We start from the raw sequence: 17,609 nt of genomic DNA, 5'->3' as shown, positions 1-17,609 counted from the left end.
GATGGGCGGCGGCACCCGTACTCTTCCGGGGGTGCGGCACGAGCATCTGCTGGCGCAGACCGGCTGGTCCTCGGTCAAACACGCCGACCTGGTGGTGGATTGGGGCAGAATCTATCTTCTCAACCGGCTGGCCCGGGACTCCAGGTAGCGTTGCTCGGCGATGCTGGCGGTGGACTTCGCGGCGCGCCGGTAGTCCTCGTACGCCCCGGCCGTGTCGCCGGTCTTCTCCAGCAGATGCGCCCGTACGGACAGCAGCCGGTGATGCCCGGCCATCCGCTCGTCGCTGTTCAACGTGGACAGCAGGGCCAGCCCGGCCAGCGGGCCGTCGGTCTCGGCGAGCGCGATCGCCCGGTTGAGGGTGACCATCGGGTTGGGCGCGACCCGTTCCAGGATCAGGTAGAGCGCGTGCACCTGCGGCCAGTTGGTCTCCTCGGCCGTGGCCGCGTCGGCGTGCGTGGCGGCGATGGCGGCCTGCAGCTGATAAGGCCCCAGCGCCGGGCCGGCCAGCGACGCCTTGACCAGCTCGGTGCCCTCGTCGATCAGCCCGCGGTCCCACTTCGTGCGGTCCTGCTCGTCCAGCGGCACCATCTCACCGGCCGCCGTCGTACGTGCCTCCCGGCGGGCGTGGGTCAGCAGCATCAGCGCGAGCAGCCCGGTCACCTCGCCGTCCTCGGGCAGCTGCGCGTGCACCATCCTGGCCAGCCGGATCGCCTCGTGCGCGAGGTCGGCACGGTGCAACTGGCTGCCTGAGGAGGCGGTGTAGCCCTCGTTGAAGATCAGGTAGAGCACCTGCAGGACGACCCGTAGCCGCTCCTCGCGCTCCGCGCCGTCCGGCAGGCTGAACGAACTGCCGGCGGCCTTGATGCGCTGCTTGGCCCGGCTGATCCTGGCCGCCATCGTGGCCTCCGGCACCAGGAACGCGCGGGCGATCTCGGCAGTGGTCAGGCCGCCGACCGCCCGCAGCGTCAGGGCGGTCTGGGAGGCCGCGGTCAGCGTCGGATGGCAGCACAGGAACAACAGGACGAGCGAGTCGTCGATGTCCGGTACGCCCTCGGCCACCACCTCGGCGGCCGTCGCTGCCTCCCGCTCGCGGCGCGCGCGGTCACTGCGCATCTCGTCGATGAGCCGCCGGGACGCGACAGTCACCAGCCAGCCGCGCGGGTTGTTCGGCACTCCCTCGGCCGGCCACTGCACGGTGGCGGCGAGGACGGCCTCCTGTACGGCGTCCTCACACCCTTCGAACTGGCCGTGCCGACGTACCAACATGCCGAGGACCTGCGGCGTTAGCTCACGCAGCAGGTCCTCGATGGCTGGTGCTGTCATGCCTCCAATTGTCCGTCAGCGAACATCACCTGCCGCACCTCGACCCCCAGACCCTCGATCGCGGTGTCCGGGATCTGCGATGCCAGCGCGATCGCCCGCTCCTTGTTCTCGCAGTCGATCAGGTAGAAACCGCCCAGATACTCCTTGGACTCCAGGAAAGGTCCGTCGGTCACCACCGGCTGGCCGTTGCGGACGGACACCACAGCGGCCTGTGACGGGTCGACCAGCGCCTGCGTGGTGATCAACTCGCCGGACGCCTTCAGCGTCCCGATGAACTTGCCGTGGCCGTCGCCGATCGCCGCCTTCTCCTCGTCGGTCAGCGCGTCCAGCACGGCCGGGTTGATATACATGCTGATCAGGAACTGCACCTCGTACTCCTCGTCGTTCGCGAGCCCCAGCTTGGGCCCTTCAGCCGGTTGGTCGGAGCCGCCGCCGCAGTCTTGACATCCCCCGTCCGAACCTACGCATGAGTCTTTCGCCGCCGCATCGCCCGGACCGCGAGGTCGTCATTTCTGGTGCCCCCGCTGTGGCAGACACGAGAGATTTCCCGTCCGTACCGATGTCAAGAAGCTCTCGACCGCTCCGACCAGCCTGCGAAACGTCGAGAGAACAGGAAGTTTCGGATATGCGGGTCAACCGGGCATGGCTGGGACTGGCCGTCCTCATGATGCCGACATTGCTCGTCGCGGTGGACATGACGGCGTTGCTCCTCGCGCTCCCACGGCTGAGCGCCGACCTGGGTGCCACCAACGTCCAACAGCTGTGGATCAGTGACAGCTACGGATTCATGGTGGCCGGCCTGGTCATCACGATGGGTACGCTCGGCGATCGGATCGGCCGCCGGCGGCTGCTGATGATCGGCGGAGCGGCGTTCGCTGTGCTGTCGCTCGTGGCGGCCTTCGCGGTCAGCCCGCTGATGCTGATCGTCGCGCGTGCGCTGCTGGGCGTCGCCGGCGCGACCCTGACGCCGTCCACCCTTGCCTTGATCACCAACATGTTCCGCGACGAACGGCAGCGCGGGCAGGCCATCGCGATCTGGGCGACCTGCCAGTTCACCGGCGGCGCGCTCGGACCCGTATTCGCCGGATTCCTGCTCCAACACTTCTGGTGGGGATCGGTGTTCCTGGCCGCCGTGCCGGCGCTGCTGCTGCTGCTGCTCGGCGGGCCGGTCCTGCTGCCGGAGTTCCGCAGCGACCAGGCCGGCCGGCTGGACCTGGCCAGCGTCGGGCTGTCGCTCGTGGCGGTGCTTTTGATGGTCTACGGCATCAAGCAGCTGACCGTCGAGAGCCTGTCAGTCGTGCCGGCCGTGGCCCTCGTTGTCGGCGCAGGCATCGGATTGCTGTTCGCACTCCGGCAACTGCGGCTGGAGACGCCGCTGCTGGACCTGCGGCTGTTTCGCAACCGCCCGTTAGCGGCCGTACTCGTCGCGCTGGTCTTCGCCGGAATCGCCATGGCGGGTACGGGCCTGATGGTGACCCAATACCTGCAGAGCGTGCTGGGCTTCTCGCCGGTCGCGTCGGCGGTGCTGTTCGCACCAATGGGCCTGGGCGTGGCGGTCGGCACCATGGCCGCACCGGTGCTGGCCCGGCGGATGAAGCAGACGACCGCGATCGCCGGCGGGCTGGTGGGGTCGGCGCTGGGCAGCCTGCTGCTGGTCGGAGTCCACGGTGCGAGCGCCCTGCCGATGGTGATGATCGGCATCGCCGTACTGGCGTTGGGCACCGGCCCGCTGTTCGCGCTGGGCACCGGGCTGGTCGTCGGGTCCGTACCGCCGGAGCGGGCCGGCTCGGCGGCGTCGATGTCGGAGACCGGCAACTACTTCGGCGGTTCGCTCGGCTTCGCGTTGATCGGCGTGGTGGCCGCGGTGGTCTACCGCAGCCGGATGGACGGCACGTCCGACTCGCTGGCCGGCGCGGTCGCCGCGAGCCAGCACCTTCCCGCCAGCCAGGGCGCGGAACTGCTGCACACCGCGCGGGAGGCGTTCACCGCCAGCCTGCACGTCACCGGCGTCGTCGCCACGGTCATCTTCGCCGGGCTGGCCGTACTGATCGTGACCATGCGCCCGGCAACCCGGACCACCCCGGCCGCACTCCCCGACTACGAGGCGGCTCGCTCATAGAACCATGCTGCCGGAGGAGGCCAAGCCGGCTCCACCAGGACGGCTATGACTGGCCCACCGCACGGTGATTACCACCACGCGGTCGGTCGCCCTGCGTAACTACAGTCTGCGGATTGCGATGTACCGAGTGACGGCTGCCCGCGCGGATTGCGGCGGAACAGTCAGCCAGATCTTGAAGCGGGTCCCTGAACGACGGCCCGCGCCCGGTAGCGTCGGCTGGGCGCCGCCTGAATACTCGCTTGCCTGTCGGGTCACTGCTCGGCATCGTGAACCCGGTGAGCGACGTACCCGAGCGGTGGAGCCAGGCCAATGTCTACCCCGACATGTGGGCGGACCCCGACCAGGATCCCCGAAACAATGACGGAGCCAGCCCGGACGGTGAGTTGGCGACGCTGCAGGACTACCTGAGGGACTATCGACTGACCCTGCAGATGAAGTGTGAGGGGTTGGACCCGGAGCAGCTGGCTCGTCGGTCGGTGCCTCCATCGAACATGTCGTTGCTCGGACTCCTCCGCCATCTGGCCGAAGTGGAACGGGACTGGCGCAACTGGATCCGGCCAGGGAACCCAGCGCCGAAGCTGTACGGAGCGCGTGATGGGGACTTCGACGGAGCCGTCGCTGAGCAGGCGATAGTCGACAGCGCATTCGCCGATCTCGCTCGCGAGCAGGCGGCCACCGACACAGCATTGGCCACGCATCCGGATCTGGGTGAGCGGGTGGGGAAGGACAGCATCGCCGTCCGCGCGCTGTGGGTCCACCGGATCGAGGAGTACGCCCGACACTGCGGGCACGCCGATCTGCTACGCGAATGCATCGACGGCCGAGTCGGGCAGTAAAGCACTCTGCGTAACACCCGGGCCGAGGTCGAGCCCCTGCCGACGTACGACGGGCGGCCGTTGCGTCAGGATCACCCCGGCCGGGACTCCCTCTCCCGGTCGCGCTTCGAAGAGGAGTTGGGCTGGCTGGCCCTGTTCGACGAGGACACGCCGTGTGGGTTGACGGCGTACCGGGTGATCCAGGTCAACGCCAGCACGGGCGTCGACCTGTCGGCCGAGGATGAGCGGGTGGTCGAGGCCGGTCGGTCGACGCTGATCGGGGTCGTCGTCGCCTGCGGCGGGGGCTGATGGAGGTGTTGGTCCGGCGACACGGTAAATCGTCCGCGCCGCACTCCACCTCACCCATTTCGAATACCGGTACCTACCGGATTCTGCGCTCGCTTGCTGAAGATCAGCAGGTGGCCCGTTCTGCCCATCCCAGGGTTCGGCTGCCCGACGCCTCCTCGGCCTCGCCATTCCCGCCTCCACAGAGGACGACTCCTGGCCCAGCTCCGCAGCCACACCATCCCGACCGAACCGCGGTAGGCACGATCTCGCCCCGACGGAGGCCTCATGTCGTATCCGATGGCTAGGCTGCGCGGCAGGTCAGCCCGGTGGGACGACCATGCGATGCGCCAGCGGGGTGCGAGGTGACTCGCTGTGAAGACCATCGGCGAATCAAGGAGGTCGGTCCGATGCCTAGTCAGGGTGGCAGCGGTGTGGATGAGCTGGTCGACCCGGTCGTTGACGCCGCGCGGGCCAAGCCCTTCGAGTCGGTGGAGGCGTACCGGTCAGCGGTCGCCGAAGCCCGAGCGGCCGCTACGGCGTACTACAGTGGGCCCGACCTGGTCATTGACGACGCGGCTTACGACGCGTTGCTGGCGCGGGTCGCCGCGACCGAAGTCGGGTACCCCGAGTGGAAGGCCGACGACTCGCCGACCGAGATGGTCGCAGCCGGGGTGGGTGTGGTCGGCGATGTCGAGCACAGCTCGCCCATGCTCAGCCTGGAGAACGTGTTCGACGCCGACACCCTGCGTAGGTGGGCGGCCCGGCTGGAGCGGCTGCTGGGCCGCCCGGTCGGCGGGTACACGGTCGAGCCGAAGATTGACGGTCTCGCAGTCGCCGGACGCTACGTCGACGGGCAGCTGACGCTGGTCGCCACCCGCGGTGACGGCCGGGCCGGCGAGGACGTAACCAGGCAGGCCTGGCGGGCCGCCGGGCTACCCGCCCGACTGGCGGAGCCGCTGACCGTGGAGGTCCGCGGCGAAGTGTTCATGACCGACGCCGACTTCGCCGCCGCCAACGTGCTGCGCGCCAGCCACGGCGAGCCGGCCTTCGCGCACCCGCGCAGCGCGGCGGCCGGCACCCTACGCGCGCAGGACCGCGCCTACGACGCACCGCTGTCGTTCCTCGCGTATACCGTGCATGGGCTGGACGGTGCCGACGGTGAGCCGGTACCACACTCCACCGGGATGGCCCGCATCGGCCAGCTCGGCGTCGCGACCACCGCGACCTCGGCGGCCGGGATGCCGCTGTGCGCGATGATTGACGAGGTCGTCGCCGCGGTGGAGGCGCTGCACGCCCGCCGCGGGGAGCTGGGGTTCGGCGTGGACGGGGCGGTCATCAAGGCCGACCAGCCCGCTGACCGGGACCTAGCCGGCTTCTCCAGCCGGGCTCCGCGTTGGGGCATCGCCTACAAGTTCCCCGCCGACACCCGCACCACCCGGCTGCTGCGCATCGAGGTCCAGGTCGGCCGCACCGGTGTCATCACCCCGGTCGCCGTCCTGGAACCGGTCGTGGTCAGCGGCGTCACCGTCACCTCCGCCACCCTGCACAACTTCGATGATCTGGCCCGGCGCAACGTCCGCGCCGGGGACACCGTGTTCGTGCGCCGGGCCGGCGACGTCATCCCCGAGGTCACCGGTGCCAGGCTCGGCGACCGGCCCGCCGACTCGACACCGTTTGAACCTCCGACCGCCTGTCCCCGCTGCGCTGGCGACATCGACCGCTCCCAGAAGCGGTGGCGGTGCACCCGGGGCCGGTCCTGCGGCGCACACGAGTCCCTGGCCTACTACGCCGCCCGCGACTCGATGGACATCGAGGGCCTCGGCGACAAGATCATCAGTGGTCTCGTGGCGGCCGGCCTGGTCACCGACCCCGCCGATCTCTACGACCTCGACGTGCCGACCCTGGCCACGCTCGACCGGATGGCGGAGGTATCCGCCGGCAAGCTCATGGCGAACATCCAGGCTTCGAAGAACCGGCCACTGTCGCGGGTGCTGACCGGCCTCGGGGTACGGATGACAGGCCGGTCCATGTCCCGGCGCCTGGCCCGGCACTTCGGCACCATGCAGGCCCTGCTCGACGCCACCGTCGAGGACCTCCAGCAGGTCGAGGGCGTCGGCCCGGAACGCGCGGTCACCATCGCCGCCGAGCTGATTGAACTGGCCCCGGTGATCGACAAACTCACCGCACGCTGGATGAACATGACGGAACCTGACAGCCCTGCCCTCGCCGCCCCGGCCCCGGACGGCGCGCCCAGCCCGCGTCCACTGCAGAAGCCGGACGGAACCCCGATGACCGTCGTCGTGACCGGCGCCGTCCCGGGCCTGACCCGAAACGAGGGCAACGAGGCCGTTGAAACGCTCGGTGGGAGGTCCTCCGGGTCGGTGTCGAAACGCACGGACCTGGTCGTCGTCGGCGAGGGCGCGGGCAGCAAAGCCGACAAGGCCGAGCAACTGGGCGTCCGGATCCTGCCCGCTGACCAGTTTGCCGCCCTGCTGCACGCCCACGCCGCCGACGACATCGACGCCATCCGCAGGATCCTCGCCTGAGTCGCTCGGCGCGCAGCAAGCACCAAGCGACCAGGGCACCGTTGCATTGAGTGTTGGCAGGGGCGAGGCAGGCTCGACCGGTGAAGTGGCCGACCCGCTCTCGTGCTCGGCTGCCACCGAAATCGGCGTTCGCCGGGTTGCGGTTCCCAGCCGAGGTGATCGTGGTCGCGGTGCGGCTATGAGAGGACCACCTTCATGCCGGGTTCTGCGTCTCTACGTTGCACCACGATGCGTTCGGCGCGTCTCGACCGGCCGAACGGTCGGCTACCCACCGCTCTGCCATCGGGTAACGTGAAACACCACGTCCCGTCCATGACTAATTGAAGGATCCGCGGCGGCCGAACGTCGACCCGGAGGAAGGGGCTCTGCGTGGGAACCTGGGCGGGAGTAGGCCGGGAAACTCCGGCCACAACAACCCATAGACCCTACGCTGGGGTGCCGGTTGCAGGGCGTCATCGCGGAATGTCGGATGCGGCGAACACCAGGGCGGCGACTCTCCCCGGCAGCGCGCCAGTAAGTCCCCCTTCGCGGGAAAGCCATATCCCTTCGCCTCGCAAATCGGGGCGTCGTCCGAGTCGCGAGAGCGTCCTCGCCGTTGGTCGCGCCACCCCGAAGGGGCGGCTCATCGTCGTGATACCGGCACACAACGAGGAAGCGGGCATCCGTGGTGCGGTAGACGCCTTGCAGAATCAGACATACCGGCCGAGCCGTGTCGTCGTGGTGGCGGACAATTGCATCGATCAGACCGCGAAGCTGGCCTATTGGGCTGGTGCGCAGGTTCTTGTGACCAGAGACAACAGTCACAAGAAAGCGGGCGCCCTTAACCAGGTCTTCGCTGATCTGTTACCACAAATGGCCGACAATGACATGGTCATGGTCGTGGACGCGGACAGCGAACTGGACCCTGACTTCCTGAACTACGCCGTTGCCAAGCTGAACGCGGACCCGAAGATGGGCGCGGTTGGCGGTATCTTCCGAGGCGGCGCAGGCGGCGGTTTCGTGGGTCATCTGCAGCGCAACGAGTACGCGCGGTATGCCCGGGATGTGGCACGCCTCAACGGTAAGTGCCTGGTCGTTACGGGTACGGCGGCACTGTTTCGGGTCGCCACCCTCAAGGCCGTCAGTCGCGGGCGCATTGCGGGCGTTCTGCCTGCTGGCGACGGGATGGGTGGCGTCTATGACACCAGCGTTCTTACCGAGGACAATGAATTGACCTTCGCGTTGCTTCACCTCGGCTACAAGGTTCTCAGCCCGAAGGAATGTACGCTCGTCACCGAGGTGATGCCGACGTGGCGCGCGCTGTGGAAGCAACGCGAACGCTGGAAGCGCGGAGCCATCGAGAACTGCGTTCAATATGGCCTCACGCGTATCACGTGGCGCTATTGGGGCCGACAGTTGTTCACTATGCTCGGCATACTCGTCACGTTCGCGTACTTAGGCACCCTAATATACGCGGCGGCCGTGGGCGGATTTCAAGCCCGTCCTCTCTGGATGCTCGTTACTGCCGTTTTTGTTCTGGAACGGGTAGTGACGTTGCGATATCGCGGCTGGAAGCACATGCTTCTGGCCGCAACCATGTATGAGCTGGTGCTCGACATGTTCCTCCAATTCGTACACGCGAAGGCGTTCGCGGACGCGCTTCTGCGCAGAGAGAGAAAGTGGTAGGCGATGGATGGGTACACAGGCGGCGGCCTCATCGGTGGCGGTATGGCCACCGGCGGTGGACTGGCTCTGACCGGGGCATCAACAATGTGGGTTGTTCTGGCTGGGTTCGCGTTCGTGGCGGTGGGGGCAGCGCTACTGCGCATCGCACCGAAGGTTCGGTTCAGCCGCAAGGGATAAGTGACTCGCCGGGCGCATAACCGCGCCATGCAGACCGTCGAACTGGGCCGATCGTGAGGCCTCACTGCTGAGCGAGGGACCAGCCGTCGGTAACCGGTGGAGGTTCACCCACCGGACAGGAAATTGAGCCGCACAAACCATCCCGCCCACAAAAGCGAGTGGGATGGTTTGTGCGGCTGCTCCGTGTAGCAGAGTGAAGCTGTCCGCGCAACGCCCTGAGCTGAGTACGAAACGTGCCGTCCGGAATAAGTGGCAACGGGCGGGAATCGGCTGGATTGTGAGAGGTAGAGCGCGGAACTCCGCTACGAAGTGTTCCTCTCACAGACCACCACCGGAGTTCCGCGCCGCTATGACGCGACGGGATCCTCACGCTGATCGTCACGCCCGCAGGGTCGGATCGGTTCGCACCCTTCGAGATCCCCAACCCGACCCCGTGCTGCGGCGACCACTGACCGGGGTTGACGCCGATGCCGCCCGGCGCCCGCTGCTGGTGGACCACCCACGGGACTCACTCCCCGACAGGGTCGCGGGCTCCGAAAACCGTGATGAGCACGATCCCGACGGCGAACACCAGGCCGGCACAGATCGCGGCGCCGATGTCGTGGCCCGGGCGGGCCGGCCAGATCCATGGCGTGGTCAGGGCCGGGCCGTGCCATTGCGTGTACAGCGCGTATACAGCGATCATCAGGTAGGCCGTAGGGCCGGTCCAGGCCAGCGCGCCGCCGAGCGCGACGGCGCACAGCAGGCCGATGCCGGTCAGCCCGGCCATGTTGCGCAGCACCTCCAAGGTGCCGCCGGCCAGGTGCGCACCGGTTCCAGCGGCGGCCAGGGCGCCGGCTGCGGCTGCGGTCAGCGCCAGCGCGGCGCCCAGCCGCAGGAGCGGCAGCCACCGGCCGGTAGCGCGTTCCGGCTCGCCGAACGGGCTGGCGGTGGTGACAGCGATGGCTGCGGCGCACCCAGTTTCGAATATCAGCGGCAACTGCAGAGCGCCGTAGGCGTCCCAGTCCCAGTGCAGCGCGATCCGCAGCGTGACAGCGCAGGCCGCGACTGCTGCCAGAGCCGCCGGGACCCGGCGGCTGGCCAGGTGCAGGCGCGCCAGGCGCAGGCCGGGCCGCAGCGGCTCGCCGGGGAGCACCCCATCGGCCGGCGCCAATCCTGGCGGCACCTTACGCGCTTCGCCCGCGGTCATGGCAACTGCGCCAGGGTGAGGTGGCCGGCCCGCAGCGCGGCCAGGTGTTCAACGAGCCAGGCATGCCGGGCAGCAGCCGACAGCGCGGCAAGCCGCTGAGCCGCAGCAGCGATCTGACTATCGGGCGCCGTGGCGACTGTGTCGAGAATGGCCGCCATGACGGCCTGCTGCGCCGGGCTGGCGCTGCGACCGGCGCCTATGACTGGCTACGATGTCGCGCCCGGCGGTCGTTCGTATCGCGGCAGTCAGGTCGCTGGTGGCCATGGCGGGGCCTGGTAGCTGGTTGGGGAGGAGCAGGTGGAACACCGGCGGCGTGCCGCTCAGGGGAGGGCCCGCCCTGCGGATACCGACGCTGTTGCCTGGTCCCTGTTGATAGGTCGCGGCGGCCTGGTCGATGCGGACCGGCGCGCCGGGCAGGCCCGCCACCTCGCCGAGGACCGGTTCGAGGGCGGCCGCCACGGCGGGCAGATAGATGGTGTAGGCGGGGTGCAGGCAGACCGGGATCGGGGTGTGGCTGCAGACCGGGGTGTAGCGGATCGGACGGTCGTTGGCCGCATCGCGCAGGGCGGGGATGGCGATCATGCCGTGTGCGTCGAGCCGGCCGGTGCCGGCCAGCGCGACGGCGGTTCCGGCCGCCAGCAGGCCGACTGCGGTGATGGCCGCGGCGGACCGGCGCAGCCACCGCCCGCCGGAGCCGGTGGGCAGGCCCAGGACGCCCAGCAGGGCCGCAGTGAGGCCGGCGAGGAACATCACCTGGGCGATGGGAAGGTCTGGCAGGTACCGGTAGAAAGTCCCGACACCCTCATTCGGCCCGATCTCCCAGGGACCGGCAACCAGCGGCGAAATCTGCCAGTACGACTGGTCGCCGTGGATGAATTGCGCGCTGAGTTCGAGCGCGAGGAACGCGGCGACCGCGACCAGCGGTGTGGTGAACCGGCTGGGGCGCAGCGCCCCGGCGGCGAACCCGAGCGCGGAGAAGGCCGGCAGGCTCGCGGCGCCGACCGCGGCCGGCCACCACAACGGCCCGCCCCAGGCGACCTGCCGCGCGGTGACGCCGTACAGGACGCCCACACAGCCCAGGTAGGCCACCACCGCCCAGCAGGTCGTGGCCGCCCAGGCGGCAAGTTGGCGGGCCCAGCGCGGCCGGGCGCTGCATGCCACCAGGTCGGCCATGCCGTGGCGGCCCTCCCGCGAACCCATCCACGCAGCGGCACCGACCACTGTCGGCACGAAAACCGCCACGCCGGCGGTCTGCATGGTCATGGCGCGGACGTTCCACAACGGCGGGTACGCCATGCTCCTGCGGTAAGTGACGAACCAGAACAGCGCGGCGGCCAGCGGCAGCATCCACAGCATCGCGTTGCGGCGCAACTCCAGCCGCAGCAGCCGCCCGGCCGCGTCGAGCGGCAACCGCGGGGGCCGCACCGGCCTGGCAGGCACCGGCACTGGTGGCGCGGCGGTCATGACCGCGCCTCCGCCAGCACCGCACTGTATCCGCGTTCCAGCGGGGCATCGCCCGCCGCATCGGTTCCCTCGGCGCGGGCGGTCAGCTCGTCCGGTGTGCCCTGGAAGACAATCTTTCCCCGGTCCATCAGGCCAACCTGGGTGCAGGCGGCGCCGACGTCCTCGACCAGGTGCGTGCTGACGATCACGGTGGCGCGCTGCCCAAGGTCGCGCAACAGGGCACGGAACGCCACCCGCTGCTCGGGATCCAGTCCGGCGGTCGGCTCGTCCAGCAGCAGCAGCTCGGGCTCGTTGACGATCGCCTGTGCGATCCCCACCCGGCGCAGCATTCCGCCGGAGAGGGTGCGCAGTTTGGCCGTCGCCTTGTCGCCCAGGCCCACCCGCTCGACCGCAGCCGCCACCGCGTGATGCACCCCTACCGCTGGCATCTCCTTCAGTAGCGCGAAGTACTCGACAAACTCCACGACGGTGAACCCCGGGTAGTAGCCCAGGTTCTGCGGCAGGTAGCCGAGCCTGCGCCGGATCTGCTTCCGCTGCCCGTAGTCGCCGGGATCGCGGCCGAGCAGCCGCATATGCCCGGAGGACGGCGGGATCACCGTGGCCATCATCCGCAGCAACGACGTCTTGCCCGCCCCGTTCGGGCCCAGCAGTCCGAACACCCCGCGACCGGTTGCCATCGTTACCCCAGCTACCGCCTGGGTGCGGCCGAGCCGCCGGGTCAGGTCGGTTATCTCGACGTTCATGACGTTCCTCTCGGGGTCCGGGTCGCAAACAGCACGATCGCGGCGCAGCAGGCGGTGAACGCCAGGTAGGGAAGCATCAGGGCGGAGTCGGTGACCGCAGCGGTCAACCGCCCGGCGGCCGCCTGCCCGGACATGAGCGTGATCACCCAGCCGGCCACGCCCGCCGCCACGCCGACGTTCGCCGACTGGGCGACCGTCGCGGCCGCCAGGGCGAGCGCGCACACCGCGGTCATCGGGACCAGCCAGCCGAACGTGACCGTCATGGCGGCGCCCGACGCGGCCGAGGCGGCCAGTCCGAGCGCCGCGTTCAGGCCGAACACCGCCAGCGTCCGGACCAGCAGCACCATCCGGTCGCTGACCGCCATGCTGCAGGACAACTCCCAGGCGGGGTCGATCCCCGGCCCGTAGGCGTACGCGATGCCCGCCGCAGCGACAGCGGGCGCGAGCAGAGCCACGTACGGTGCCCCGGTCCCCAGCGTGGCCAGCGTCCCGGCGCCCAGCACCACCACTGTGGCGATGACCCACCCGAGCAGCAGCGACGGCGTGGTCACCAGCGCCCGGGCCAGGCCCGGTGACCGCAGCACCTGCCCAGCCAGCCGCTCCAGCGGCCCAGGGCGGCGTCGCCACACGTCCGCGGCCACCCCGATCCAGACCCGGCCCAGATCGACGTCGCGTGGCCTGGAAGCCCGTCCCACCGAGTCCTCGCGGTCGCCGGTCACCTCATCACCGCCGGTCATCACTGCCCCCGTCGCGCACCGGCTCGTTCCGCCGCAGCGCCGCGCGCAGCAGCCGGCGGACCTGATGGGCGCGGCTCTTCACCGTGCCCGCGGGAACACCCATCAGCGCAGCCACCTCAGCCACCGTCCTGTCCTCGACATACATCAGCCGCCACGTCTCGCGCTGCGGATTGCCCTCCGGCCCCAACGCCTTGAGAGCATCGGCGAGTTCCACCCTGGACAACGCCGCCTCCGCCGGGTCTGCCGACTGTCGCTCATCGTCGGCGACCAGGGCGGCCAGCAGTACGTCGGGCTGGCCGCGCCGGCGGAGCCACAACGCGGCCTGCCGGCGGGCGATCCCCCACAGCCAGCCGCCTGCGCCCTCCCGCCGGTAACCCCCAGCACCCCGCCAGGCCGCCAGGAACGTCTCCTGCAGCACGTCCTCGACATCGGCGGCGGGCAGCACCGCGCGCAGCCGGGCAGCCAGCCACGGCGCATGCCGCGAGAACAATTCCCGCAGCGCCACGTCGTCACCGCCCGCCATGGCAGCGATCAGCTCATCGTTGTCCATCGCCTTCTCTGTTGCGTTCCAGCGGCAACCGGTTCACCACGACGCCGCCTTTCTGCTTTCCCGGCGTACATCGCGGGCTGACTACGCTTCACCAGCGACCGGGGAAGGGAGGGGCTGATCTCCCGGGCGACCGTGTCCGACCGGTCGTATTGGAATCGGATGCTCCCACGCCGGGTACGACGGCTTCATGAAGGAAGACGGCGGTGCCAGGCGTGACGATGCGTTCCGCCTGTGCTTCGTAGTCGGCTGCTGGCGCAGCCGTGGTCGGGGCACTCATCGTGCTGCTGATTCCACTGCATGGCGGAACAGCCCGTCAGACCGATGTGGGGTACCGGCTGCAGTGCCCGCTCCACGCTTGGACCCCGCGCTGGCGTCGGCTTCGTCAACGGCGGGGCGGGACTCCCGAGCGTTTGTCACGGGTGCAGGACGGCTTTGATCACCCCGTCTTCGCGGCGGTCGAAGCGCCGGTACAGGTCGGGTGCGTCCGTGAGTGTGCCGTGGTGGGTGACGATGACACCGGGCCTGGCCCGGTCGGAGACGACCATGTCACGCAGCAGCCGGGTGTAGCGGCGGTCGTGGGTGCGGCCGAACCGGACCGCGACGCCTTTGCTGAAGAGGGTCCCCCACGGTGCGACCAGGTCTTCGCGGGCGGTGGCGCCGGGTCGTGGGTGCAGGTCCTTGTCCGGGTACACGCCGGCGACGCCGATAGCGCCGGTCGGGTTGACCAGCCGTGCCGCGTCGGCGATGACCTGGTTGGGGCGTTCCTGGTCGGGGTGTTCGCGGTCGCGGGCCTGGAACCCGACCGCGTCGACCACCTTGTCGACTCCGCTCAGTTTTTCCTCGCCGAGGGGCAGGCCGGCCCGTCTCCTGTCCTCGCGGATCTGCTCGACCGGGTCGCCGCGACGGAAGTCGACCGGGACCGCGCCGAGTTCGCCGGCCTTGTCCAGCCGGGCATCCACGCCGTCCACGCAGTACGCCACCCGGGCACCCCGAAGCAGTGCCGAGTACGCGCTGAGCAGGCCGATGGCGCCGGCGCCGAACACGGCCACCGTGTCGCCGGGCTCGACGACGGCGAGGGTGGCGGCGGCGTGCCAGCCGGTGACGAACGCGTCGGCGAGCAGGACGAAGTCGTCCTCGTGCGCGTCGCCGGGCTCCCCGGGCACGGGTACGCAGTTCGCGTCCGCCCACGGCACGCGGAGCAGGTCTGCCTGGGCTCCCCCGTAGGGGCCCATCCCGGCGTAGCCGTATGCGGCGCCCGGCCCTTCCGGACGCGCTTTCAGGCAGGCCGCGGACAGCCCGCGGGCGCACATCATGCAGGTGCCGCAGAACAGGTGGGTCGGGATCACCACCCGGATGCCCGGCCGGACGGTCTGCACGGCGCCACCCACCTGCTCGACCACGCCCAGCGGTTCGTGGCCGAGCACCAGGCCGGGGCTCGCTCCGGTCCGCCCGTCGTACATGTGCAGGTCCGTGCCACACAGGGCGCTGGAGGTGATCCGCACCAGCGCGTCGGTCTCCGCCTCCAGCGTCGCGTCGGGCACCTCCCGCACCCCGACGGTCCGGACGTCCTCGTACACCACGGCTCTCATTCGTGCCCCCTCCGGTCAGTGATCCGGGCCGTCCAGTGCGCCAGCCGGCGGCGACGAGTCGCCAGGGGCAGCAGTTGGCTACGTCGTGTCGGTGCCGCCGGTCAGGGCCGGCTGGTGTCCAAGGCTCAACGATGTCTTGGTGCCAACGGTGCCGGCACCTGCTGCTTATCCACCGGCAGTCGGCCGCGATGTTCTGATGGGATCCGCTCTCCGTGCGGATCGAGCAGATCGATCACATCGATGAGTGCGTTCTGCAGGTGGACCAACCGCTGGTTGCCGCTCAGGAGCCGTTCCGCCACGCGTCCGGAACTCGGCACCGGCAGGTGGTCCCCTTAGTTCTGGTTGCCGCTCGCCGTCGGGCTGCCCAACGTCGATTCGAGGTTGCCGGCCATGACCGACAGGATCCGGACGGTCTCGACGTACTGCTCGGGGGAGAGCCCGCGTAGCAGCAGCCGCCGCGTTTCACCGACGCGCTCCGCCACCGTTCTATGTGCCGAGCGGCCCGCCTCCATCAGGGTGAGCGCCTCGCCGTCGTGCCCCACCCACCCCCGCCTGACCAGGCCGTCGGGACCGTTGAGGGCCGCACCGAGGGCGGGTACGCCATCCGGCCAGAACGGTGCCAGCGCCTGCTCGATCTCGCTGCGGCTGCGCGGCGCGCTGGAGAGCACGTTCAGGATCTGCCACTGTCGGCGGTCGAGGCCGAGGTCGCCGAGCGTCGCGTCGAACTGCTCCTCGATCAGGTTGTGCAGGTGCTTGAGCCAGTAGCCGATCGGCTTGTCGGTGCCGCTCACCGCCGCCTCCTCCAGGTAAGTCCGTTGGCCATAGTTCGACTCGGTGTCAAGTGAAGTTCGATCATGTGGTTCGGTGGCGGTACCAGGGTCAGGGGCATGACTGTTTCCATTCCTGACCTGTCCCGCTTCCGCCGGGCGGGGGCGATCGCGGCGGCCGCGCTGGCCGCGGTGGCTCTGGTGTCGTACCGCAGGCCCGGGCCCAGGCCGCCGCCGGCGCCCTTCCGCTCGGCGACGCCGACCTGACGGAGGTACGCACCTCTCGTGCCCTGGCCGGCGGTGTCACCCTTACCCGGATTGAGCGGGGCAGTGAGCCGGCGCCCGCCGACCAGATCAACACCACCACGCGCGGTCCGTGGGTGGTCAACGTGCTCACCATCGACCCGAGCCAGGCCCGCGGGCACCTGAAGGCGACGTACGGCCCGAACCTGAGCCAGGTCGAGAAGACCACCGACCTTGTCCGCGCCTCCGGCGCCCTGGCGGGGGTCAACGCCTCCTTCTTCACCTTCACCGCCAGCCAGCTCTACCCCGGTGACCCGGTCGGGCTGGGGCTGTTCGGCGGGAAGCTGCTCAGCGAGCCCACCGGCGACCCGGCCGAGGTCAGCTTCGTCGTCGACGCCAACAGCAACCGCGCCCTTACTGGGAAGCTGACCTGGTCGGGCAGCGTACGGAACCGGCTGACCGGAGCCAGCCTGCCGCTGGGGTTCGTCAACCATCCGCCGGTCGTGCCCGCCGGCTGCGCCGCCCTCGCCGACCAGACGCAGTGCGCCCTCCCCGGCGACGTCGTCGCGTTCACCCCCGAGTTCGCCGCGTCCACCCCGTCGGGTGCGGGCGTGGAGGTCGTGCTCGACCGGCTCGGCTGCGTGGTGCGTACCTCGACCACCCGGGGCGTAGCGCTGGCCGCCGGCCAGACGTCGCTGCAGGCCACCGGGCGGGACGCCGTGGCGCTGCTGGACGTGACCGGGCAGGGGTGCGTGAGCCAGACCTCGACCCTGACCGACCAGGACGGTGAGGAGTTTCCCGTGCGGCCCGGGCTGTTCGGGGTGAACGGGCGGTACCCGTTGACGGCGGACGGCCAGATCGTCGTACCGGCCGGCTCCGGCAGCTTCTTCGCCCGCAACCCGCGCACCATCGCCGGGACCACGCGGGACGGGAAGATCGTGCTCGCCACCATCGACGGCCGCCAGTCCACCAGCGTCGGCACCACCATGGACGAGACTGCCGCCGTCGCCCAGGCGCTCGGCATGTACGACGCGGTCAACCTCGACGGCGGGGGGGGGGGGGGGGTAACAACTGCTCGCCATTATATAGGCAGGCGTAGTCATGCATCGCCGTGTATTCTGGTTGGGTGAAGCTTTCGGAGTGGGCGCGCCAGCAGGGCGTGAGCTATCAGACCGCTTGGCGGTGGGTGAAGGACGGGAAGATGCCGGTCCCTGTCCGTCAGGCGCCCTCCGGTACGTGGATCGTGACCGAGCCCGCGGGTGTCGAAGGTCGTGTAGTCGGGTACTGCCGTGTCTCCTTCGCTGACCAAGGAGATGACCTGGGTCGTCAGGCCATGCGGGTGGTGGAGGGCGCCAATGCGCAGGGTCTCGCCGTTAGCGAGGTCGTCAAGGAGG

General features: G+C 69.8%; 15 protein-coding genes and 2 pseudogenes. 7 read left to right on the top strand and 10 right to left on the bottom strand.

The window, feature by feature from the left end; all coding sequences use genetic code 11:
- Positions 1-111 precede the first annotated feature (111 nt).
- Both AB0I41_RS17685 and AB0I41_RS17680 read right to left on the bottom strand, forming a co-directional pair.
- A complete protein-coding gene (locus tag AB0I41_RS17685; RefSeq protein ID WP_357108259.1) occupies positions 112-1,323 on the bottom strand; it encodes a DUF6596 domain-containing protein in 1,212 nt (403 codons plus the stop codon).
- A complete protein-coding gene (locus AB0I41_RS17680; RefSeq protein WP_357108256.1) occupies positions 1,320-1,691 on the bottom strand; it encodes a YciI family protein in 372 nt (123 codons plus the stop codon). The genes AB0I41_RS17685 and AB0I41_RS17680 overlap by 4 nt, the downstream gene beginning before the upstream one ends.
- A 257-nt stretch (positions 1,692-1,948) precedes the next feature.
- On the opposite strand from AB0I41_RS17680, the gene AB0I41_RS17675 reads away from it, so the two are divergent.
- The 5 genes from AB0I41_RS17675 to AB0I41_RS17655 all read left to right on the top strand — a co-directional run bounded on the left by AB0I41_RS17675 (position 1,949) and on the right by AB0I41_RS17655 (position 8,756).
- The gene (locus AB0I41_RS17675; RefSeq protein ID WP_357108253.1) at positions 1,949-3,442 is read left to right on the top strand and encodes an MFS transporter; all 1,494 of its coding nucleotides are present in this window, start codon (positions 1,949-1,951) and stop codon (positions 3,440-3,442) included.
- Positions 3,443-3,717: 275 nt separating this feature from the next.
- Positions 3,718-4,278, top strand: a complete 561-nt coding sequence (locus AB0I41_RS17670) for a DinB family protein (RefSeq protein ID WP_357108250.1) — start codon at positions 3,718-3,720, stop codon at positions 4,276-4,278.
- Between the two features lie 60 nt (positions 4,279-4,338).
- Positions 4,339-4,566 carry a hypothetical protein gene (locus tag AB0I41_RS17665; RefSeq protein ID WP_357108247.1) on the top strand — a complete coding sequence of 76 codons (228 nt, stop codon included), beginning with the start codon at positions 4,339-4,341 and terminating at the stop codon, positions 4,564-4,566.
- 386 nt (positions 4,567-4,952) lie between these two features.
- A complete protein-coding gene (gene ligA / locus AB0I41_RS17660) occupies positions 4,953-7,091 on the top strand; it encodes an NAD-dependent DNA ligase LigA (RefSeq protein ID WP_357108244.1) in 2,139 nt (712 codons plus the stop codon).
- A gap of 462 nt (positions 7,092-7,553) precedes the next feature.
- Complete coding sequence (locus AB0I41_RS17655) at positions 7,554-8,756, top strand: glycosyltransferase family 2 protein (RefSeq protein ID WP_357108241.1); 1,203 nt, start codon at positions 7,554-7,556, stop codon at positions 8,754-8,756.
- Positions 8,757-9,441: 685 nt separating this feature from the next.
- Here the strand turns inward: AB0I41_RS17655 and AB0I41_RS17650 are convergent.
- From AB0I41_RS17650 to AB0I41_RS17615, 8 genes are all read right to left on the bottom strand, one after another.
- Positions 9,442-10,122, bottom strand: a complete 681-nt coding sequence (locus AB0I41_RS17650; protein WP_357108238.1) for a hypothetical protein — start codon at positions 10,120-10,122, stop codon at positions 9,442-9,444.
- Between the two features lie 117 nt (positions 10,123-10,239).
- Positions 10,240-11,586: a hypothetical protein gene (locus AB0I41_RS17645; protein ID WP_357108235.1), complete on the bottom strand. Its 1,347-nt coding sequence runs from the start codon at positions 11,584-11,586 to the stop codon at positions 10,240-10,242.
- On the bottom strand, positions 11,583-12,263 hold the full coding sequence (locus AB0I41_RS17640) for an ATP-binding cassette domain-containing protein (RefSeq protein WP_357108430.1): 681 nt from the start codon (positions 12,261-12,263) through the stop codon (positions 11,583-11,585). The genes AB0I41_RS17645 and AB0I41_RS17640 overlap by 4 nt, the downstream gene beginning before the upstream one ends.
- A gap of 62 nt (positions 12,264-12,325) precedes the next feature.
- Positions 12,326-13,066, bottom strand: coding sequence for a hypothetical protein (locus AB0I41_RS17635; protein ID WP_357108232.1), 741 nt, complete (start codon positions 13,064-13,066; stop codon positions 12,326-12,328).
- Positions 13,053-13,616: an RNA polymerase sigma factor gene (locus tag AB0I41_RS17630; RefSeq protein WP_357108229.1), complete on the bottom strand. Its 564-nt coding sequence runs from the start codon at positions 13,614-13,616 to the stop codon at positions 13,053-13,055. The genes AB0I41_RS17635 and AB0I41_RS17630 overlap by 14 nt, the downstream gene beginning before the upstream one ends.
- A 413-nt stretch (positions 13,617-14,029) precedes the next feature.
- A complete protein-coding gene (locus AB0I41_RS17625; RefSeq protein WP_357108225.1) occupies positions 14,030-15,205 on the bottom strand; it encodes a glutathione-independent formaldehyde dehydrogenase in 1,176 nt (391 codons plus the stop codon).
- Positions 15,206-15,330: 125 nt separating this feature from the next.
- Positions 15,331-15,504, bottom strand: coding sequence for a hypothetical protein (locus AB0I41_RS17620; protein ID WP_357108222.1), 174 nt, complete (start codon positions 15,502-15,504; stop codon positions 15,331-15,333).
- Between the two features lie 33 nt (positions 15,505-15,537).
- Entirely contained in the window at positions 15,538-15,996 is a 459-nt protein-coding gene (locus tag AB0I41_RS17615) for a hypothetical protein (protein ID WP_357108220.1), read from the bottom strand.
- 96 nt (positions 15,997-16,092) lie between these two features.
- Here AB0I41_RS17615 and AB0I41_RS17610 point away from each other — a divergent pair.
- Positions 16,093-17,270 (top strand): annotated as a pseudogene (locus AB0I41_RS17610) (phosphodiester glycosidase family protein); the annotation flags it as partial.
- 71 nt (positions 17,271-17,341) lie between these two features.
- Positions 17,342-17,609 (top strand): annotated as a pseudogene (locus AB0I41_RS17605) (IS607 family transposase); the annotation flags it as partial.

It is taken from the genome of Micromonospora sp. NPDC050200 (genome assembly GCF_040656135.1).
In the GTDB taxonomy this organism is placed as follows: Bacteria; Actinomycetota; Actinomycetes; order Mycobacteriales; family Micromonosporaceae; genus Micromonospora.
The sequence above is the reverse complement of the archived record's forward strand: the minus strand, read 5'-3'. Positions and strand labels throughout refer to the sequence as shown.